This is a genomic window from Gammaproteobacteria bacterium (genome assembly GCA_013151035.1).
In the GTDB taxonomy this organism is placed as follows: domain Bacteria; phylum Pseudomonadota; class Gammaproteobacteria; order JAADJB01; family JAADJB01; genus JAADJB01.
In genome coordinates, this window is the sequence record JAADJB010000011.1 from 24,871 (window position 1) to 31,172 (window position 6,302).

Annotated in this window: 5 protein-coding genes; 1 reads left to right on the plus strand and 4 read right to left on the minus strand. The window is 42.3% G+C overall.

Annotated features, from left to right (window positions below):
- Positions 1–20: 20 nt before the first annotated feature.
- The 4 genes from GXP22_02425 to GXP22_02440 all read right to left on the minus strand — a co-directional run bounded on the left by GXP22_02425 (position 21) and on the right by GXP22_02440 (position 4,925).
- Entirely contained in the window at positions 21–1,748 is a 1,728-nt protein-coding gene (locus GXP22_02425) for a bifunctional sulfate adenylyltransferase/adenylylsulfate kinase (protein NOX08342.1), read from the minus strand.
- 144 nt (positions 1,749–1,892) lie between these two features.
- Positions 1,893–2,846, minus strand: a complete 954-nt coding sequence (locus GXP22_02430) for a DHH family phosphoesterase (protein ID NOX08343.1) — start codon at positions 2,844–2,846, stop codon at positions 1,893–1,895.
- 21 nt (positions 2,847–2,867) lie between these two features.
- Entirely contained in the window at positions 2,868–4,037 is a 1,170-nt protein-coding gene (locus GXP22_02435; protein NOX08344.1) for an exo-alpha-sialidase, read from the minus strand.
- A 138-nt stretch (positions 4,038–4,175) separates the two neighbouring features.
- The gene (locus GXP22_02440; protein NOX08345.1) at positions 4,176–4,925 is read right to left on the minus strand and encodes a class I SAM-dependent methyltransferase; all 750 of its coding nucleotides are present in this window, start codon (positions 4,923–4,925) and stop codon (positions 4,176–4,178) included.
- A 173-nt stretch (positions 4,926–5,098) separates the two neighbouring features.
- Here GXP22_02440 and GXP22_02445 point away from each other — a divergent pair, with 173 nt between their 5' ends.
- Positions 5,099–6,154, plus strand: coding sequence for a transposase family protein (locus GXP22_02445; GenBank protein NOX08346.1), 1,056 nt, complete (start codon positions 5,099–5,101; stop codon positions 6,152–6,154).
- Positions 6,155–6,302 lie beyond the last annotated feature (148 nt).

Sequence of the window (6,302 nt, forward strand, 5' to 3'; positions counted from 1 at the left end):
AATACTGTGATATTACAATACTAATCATCAGAAAGATCCAGATAACCTTCCTGGAACAAATAAAGAAACACCTCTTCGGCAGCTTCCATCGGCGAGAGATCACTGGTATCAATCCGGATCTCAGGTGCTTCAGGGATCTCATAAGGATCACTCACACCGGTAAATTCAGGAATCAGACCTTTACGCGCCTTGGCATACAGACCCTTACGATCCCGACTCTCACAGACATCCAATGGTGTCGCCACATGCACCTCAATAAAGGCACCATGTGCTTCACAATCCCCCCGCGCTGCTGCACGCATCGCTGCATAAGGTGCAATCGGCGCACAAATAGCAACACCACGATTCTTGGTAATCTGACTGGCAACAAAGCCAATACGTCGCACATTCAAATTACGGTGTTCTTTGGAAAACCCGAGTTCACTGGAGAGATTCAATCGTACAACATCACCATCCAGCAAGGTAACAGGACGACCGCCTGACTCGATCATCTTGGCATAGACAATCTTGGCTATAGTTGATTTACCTGCGCCTGACAAACCAGTAAAGAATAAGGTCAGACCCTGCTGACTGCGCGGTGGACATACCTTACGCAGTTCATGTATCACCTCGGGATAGCTGAACCAGTCAGGCACCTCCCTGTTCTGGGTCAGACATTCCTTCAATTCGTTATCTGTAAACTCCAGCGCCGCTTCTTCACTACCCTTGAATTCACTCAATGGCAAAAACACCTTACGCTGTAACTGATACTTCATTTCCTCAACCAGCACAGGCTGAATCGCCATATCCTGTTGATGCGCTGCCACCAGATCCTGTGCCGACTGCGCGGCATAAAAACTATCGACACTCTCAGACTGTGGCGGTGAGGCATGGTGCGGCCCGACAATAAAGTGTGAACAGCCAAAATTCTGATGAATCAGTGTATGCCATAGCGCCTCACGCGGCCCTGCCATACGCATAGCCAGCGGTAACAACGACAGGATTGCCAGATTATGTGGAAACCTTCGGCGAATAGCCTGATAACAATGTACCCTGGCATAATAATGCAGATCACCGGGCTTGGTTACACCCACTGCCGGATGCAACAGAATATGCCCCTGTATATCCTTGGCAACACGCAGGGTTAGTTCTCGATGCATCCGATGCATGGGTCGGCTGGTTTGGAAACCGACCACACGTCGCCAACCCATCTTTTGAAACAGATTACGCAGCTCCTCGGGTGTATCCCAAAGATTCTCAAAGTCAAAATGACCATGCCCCTGAATCCCCTCAATACGACCACCAATATAGGTATCATGCACCTCATCATAGAGATAACGCACACCCGGATGAAGTTCAGATGTTGTGCCGTAGACCTTTTCCGCCTCCAGGCGCTTATCCGGCTGCCAGATATCCTCAATCGTCAGCACGGCAGGCATAAAGCCCTCACCATCACGCAAGGCAATCTGTTGTCCAACCTCAAAACCCGCCGCAACGGCTGCCGGGATGTCCAAAGTGACTGGCATTGGCCATAGCTCCCCGGAAGGTAGACGCATATCCTCAACACAACGATTATAGGCATCTTGCCCCATAAACCCGGTCAAGGGTGAAAATGCGCCATTCATCAATAGCTCAAGGTCACATACCTGACGTTGCGAGAGCGTAACAGAAGGAAAACCCTCCGATATCTGCTTTAATTGTTCACTCCGGTCAGAACCAACTAACAAGTCACATAATTGCCCACCATAAGGCGGTATTGAAAACTTCATCTAAGTCTCGATCTCCATAGTCGATATTGCTGCCCATTCTACTACGCTAAACATGAACAAGTGCAAAAAGTGTCGGCTATCAACCCGATTTATTGAGTATTTTTATCAAAGTGCTATTTTCATGAACCCAGCCGTACCCGATTATCAAAAAGACTGCTTAAATGCCGCTAAAAACGCTTCATATTCACTCTGTGGCAGGTCATTAATGCCTGCTGCCGCTTGACGACCGCCGCCGGTGGCAAACTGACGACATAATATATCGGCACCTGTTTTATTATTCAACGGTGCCCGTACACTCACCAGATAGTTCTGATTCGCCTTTTCGGTTAAAACCGCATGCGCTCGACCTGGGGTTTTTTGTGCTAAATCATTAGCATAGATACCACTAACCCGTCTTGCCCACTTTTCATCAGGCAATATATATAAGGTATGCCCTTCATCCTCATAGGCAGGTCTTAATGCCCCAACCCTGGCAAAGTCATCCTGGTAGGCCTGTAATAATTGCTGATAGCCCGCCTCTTGTGCAATAAAATCAAATGGGTTCTCATAGGGCTTAATCAACTGATAGAGTGCATCGGGTGCAAAGATCAGGTCATCCAGCGAGGAACCATAACCGTTGTAATTAATACAGGTGCCCAATAACTTTAATTGCTCTAACTGATCCTTACCTAGCTGCAAGGGGCTCGCCGCAGCCTCAGCTGCACTAAATAGATTATCACCAAAGGCTGCCGTCACCGCCCATGCCAGGTATTGTCCATCCAGGTATTCATTCACCAATAAACTGGTACAGACATCAGGTGATGTATCAATGTGAACCTCCAAGGACTTATACTGCGGAATATCACCGGCAAAATGATGATCAAAGTAGATCATTTCTGCGTCCTGATTTAACAAACGCGTCAACTCATCACGGTTTTTATCCAGCGAGATATCCAGCACCGTAATATAATCGCCAGCTTCAGCCTGAACCTTTTTTAGCAAGGCAATATCACGCTTAACCCCGGTAACCAGTACACTTTCCACTGGATTCGCCAAACGCAACTGATGCAATGCACAAATCCCGTCTGCATCACCGTTAAACACGTCAATTTTTTTCATTTTCAGCCACTTCTGTTACTTTCAATTAAGTCTATACGCACTGGATTTTAAGGTTAACTTGTCAATTATTGATATGTATATTGCATTTTTTATTTTACTTGATGTGCTGATAAGACATACCTCATATTCAGTTCCATCATATTCAAACACTCTTGTCCACCGATCTTCCCGGCTATTTTTATACATTAGCACACTTTTAATATTTGAAGATATCGAACTATGGAGTATTGCCCATATCTCATTCATATTCTCTTTTGATTTTCTAAGAAGCATATTCCATACCGGACTCTTTCTATACGGATCAGGTATAACCAATTTCTTAAAACTCATGCAATTCACCGATTCAATAATAAAATTTGTCCCCCCCATATAATCTGTGCCAAACACCATTTTCCCATCATCTTCAATCATTGATATATAGCCACCGGTCTGTATATGGAATCTATTCACCAGTCTCCATGCGGATTTTTCCTGCGCGGTTAAATCATCATTGATCCATAAACGTTTTTTATTATCACCATCGGTTACAATCAATCCACCAAGTAGATTGCTATATCTAACAAGATGAACATGTTTATTGGCACCCTTGCCGACTAAAAAATCAGATCTATTCCATGACACCCCTTCATCATCACTGTAATACAGGTATGCACATGACTCCCAACCACAACCATTACCCTTGAATACCGAGGCATATTCCCCAACAACAAGCCGCCCATCGGGTGATTCTGTCATACCGTTATTCAATAAAAAATAACTTTCTGCTGAAGAAAAAACCAGCGTTTTTTCAAATACCATCCCATCATCCAGGCTGCGGAAAAGAGCCCCTTTAATACAGACAAAGATAGTGTTTTTTTCCGAAATAAAAATAGATTTTATCTTACCCGGGAACCTGTACATCAATACTATACTTTCTCCGTCATCAGCACTTTTATACAAGCCATCTTCATCGTCATATAATCTTCCAATAATATTATTATCACTATCAAATGACATAACCGCCCAGGGGAAAACCTCTTTCCTTATGCTGATCCCTCGGCTAATAAAAAAACCACTCACCTTATCATTAATACACAACCCATCACCATTCAGAAACAGGGTGTCATCATTACAAAATGATAGATATTTTTTATTTCGAAAAAATCCAGTCTTATGAATCAACTCCCAAACAAGAAAGGAAATAAATTCCACCAACTTCCCTGTCCTGACTATTGTTATAAGAAAAGAGGGTATCTTAAAGAGAAAACGATACCCCATATCGCTCTCAAAAAATGAACTGTATGAATTACAGATAGGGCGTTTAAAATCCTTTTTTTCCCCCGAAACATTTTAATCCCTTTTGTTTTGACAATAAATAGAGGTAAACCAGGCAAAGCGCTTCATAAAAGGGAAGTAATGAAAAATAAATTTATCTGTATTTCCCAACACCGTGCTTAATACCCCGGCAACTGACTTATTAGTATAGCGAGATAAATGAATCGCCATCATATAAAAAAGATGGAACTCTTTGTGAACAACAGTGTGAAAATCTTTTTCCAGATCCTTTATCTCATGAAAATTCAAATAACCACGAATGGATTTCACATAACGGATCTTGTCCGCAGTTCGCGCAAACAATTTTCGACGTAAACGATATAGATTAATAAAAGGATTATATGGCAGGTTTTCTATAAGAATAAGGATTCCATTTTTTTTAAGAATCCTTTTATACTCAGCCAAGGCAACATCTCGCCTCATATACTGGATTGTACTTTTAGAAAAAATAACATCCATTGATGCCGCATCAATTGACATAGACTCTGTGGAACTATGCAGGAAACTACATTTATCCTGCACGCCATATTCCAGCGCTCGTTTTTTCGCAATATCCAGGGCGCTTACATTTAGATCAACCCCTGTTACTTCGGCACCTTTCAGCGCAAAAAAAACACTATAAAGCCCCTTTCCACACCCTGCATCCAGAATTTTCTTGCCACTGACATCCCCACAATGATCCAGGGCAAAAGCAACCGCTTTACCAAAATAGGGTTCACTAACGACTTCTTTTTCCAAGTCTTCTTTGGATGCTTCTTTTTTCATATAACAACCGGTTATTTTTATATTCTTTTCAGATACTAAGCGTACTTAATCAGCATGACTTCAATGTAACATAAGACATAAAAACAAACCACCTATAGCCTTGTCCAATATAAAATGAGCCTGAATGCACTAAAATTGGTTACAAATCGTTCATCATTACCCAATGATGAACGATTATAAAACTAGAAGAACTCAAAACCATCGATCAGCTATCGCAATTCCTGGATGGCACACAAGCGGTTATATTTAAGCTCGATACCATCAAGAAAAAGCGTTACCAGTGGATACAGCATGAGCTGGTTCGTTTTGATTATATGAGGATTAGCAAGGCCAACAAGGGCATTGTGAAACGGTACCTAGTCAAGGTCAGCAGTTACTCCAGAGCGCAAGTCACACGCCTCATCAAGCAGTACAACAGCAACGGCTTTAAAGGCAAATACACCAGCGATGATATTCGTTTGATTGCGCGCATGAACGAGCGACATGACACGCCGTGTGGGCAGGCCATTAAAAAGCTCATGGAGCGCGCTTATGGTGTGTTTGGTGAGCAAGAATATAGACGCTTAAGCACGATCTCTGTCAGCCACCTCTATAATCTTCGCCAATCAAAAATATATTCAAAAACAAGAACACATTTTGAAAAAACACGCCCTAAAAAATCCACTATCGGTGAGCGAAGAAAACCACAACCTAATGGAAAGCCAGGTTACATTCGCATCGACACGGTGCATCAAGGCGATCAGGATAAGGTGAAAGGCATCTATCATATCAATGCCGTTGATGAAGTCACTCAGTTTGAAATTGTCTGTAGTGTTGAAAAAATCAGTGAAGCTTATTTATTGCCCGTGCTGAAAACCCTGTTGGATTTCTTTCCTTTTACACTGATTAGCTTCCACTCTGATAATGGCAGTGAGTACATCAATCAACATGTTGCCAGGCTATTAAAAAAACTGCTCATTGAGTTTACAAAATCAAGATCTCGCCACTCCAATGACAATGCATTAGCCGAAAGCAAAAACGCCTCGGTGGTAAGAAAAATACTGGGCTATCACCATATTCCGCAAAAATATGCGAGCCTGGTTAATGACTTCAACCAGGCTTATCTAAACCCACATATTAACTATCATCGCCCTTGTTTTTTTCCTGAAATTATTACCGATGCTAAAAGCTATTTGAAGGACGGTATTAGCTTTAATAAAATGGATGATCACCCTTTGGCAGATCATTAATACCCATCGGCATCACTATTAAACACATCGAATATCTTCATATTGTAATTACTTTAATTAGAGTCTCCTCAAAAAGTCATGAGACACAATCATCATTGATGTAATTAATCGGCTGATAGCAAACCTGTTCAAGCCATTTACCCAGGTT

Bases quoted from the DNA above. Each gene is read 5' to 3' on its own strand.
- GXP22_02430 (NOX08343.1), bottom strand. From the start codon at position 2,846: ATGAAAAAAATTGACGTGTTTAACGGTGATGCAGACGGGATTTGTGCA.
- GXP22_02425 (NOX08342.1), bottom strand. From the start codon at position 1,748: ATGAAGTTTTCAATACCGCCTTATGGTGGGCAATTATGTGACTTGTTA.
- GXP22_02440 (NOX08345.1), bottom strand. From the start codon at position 4,925: ATGAAAAAAGAAGCATCCAAAGAAGACTTGGAAAAAGAAGTCGTTAGT.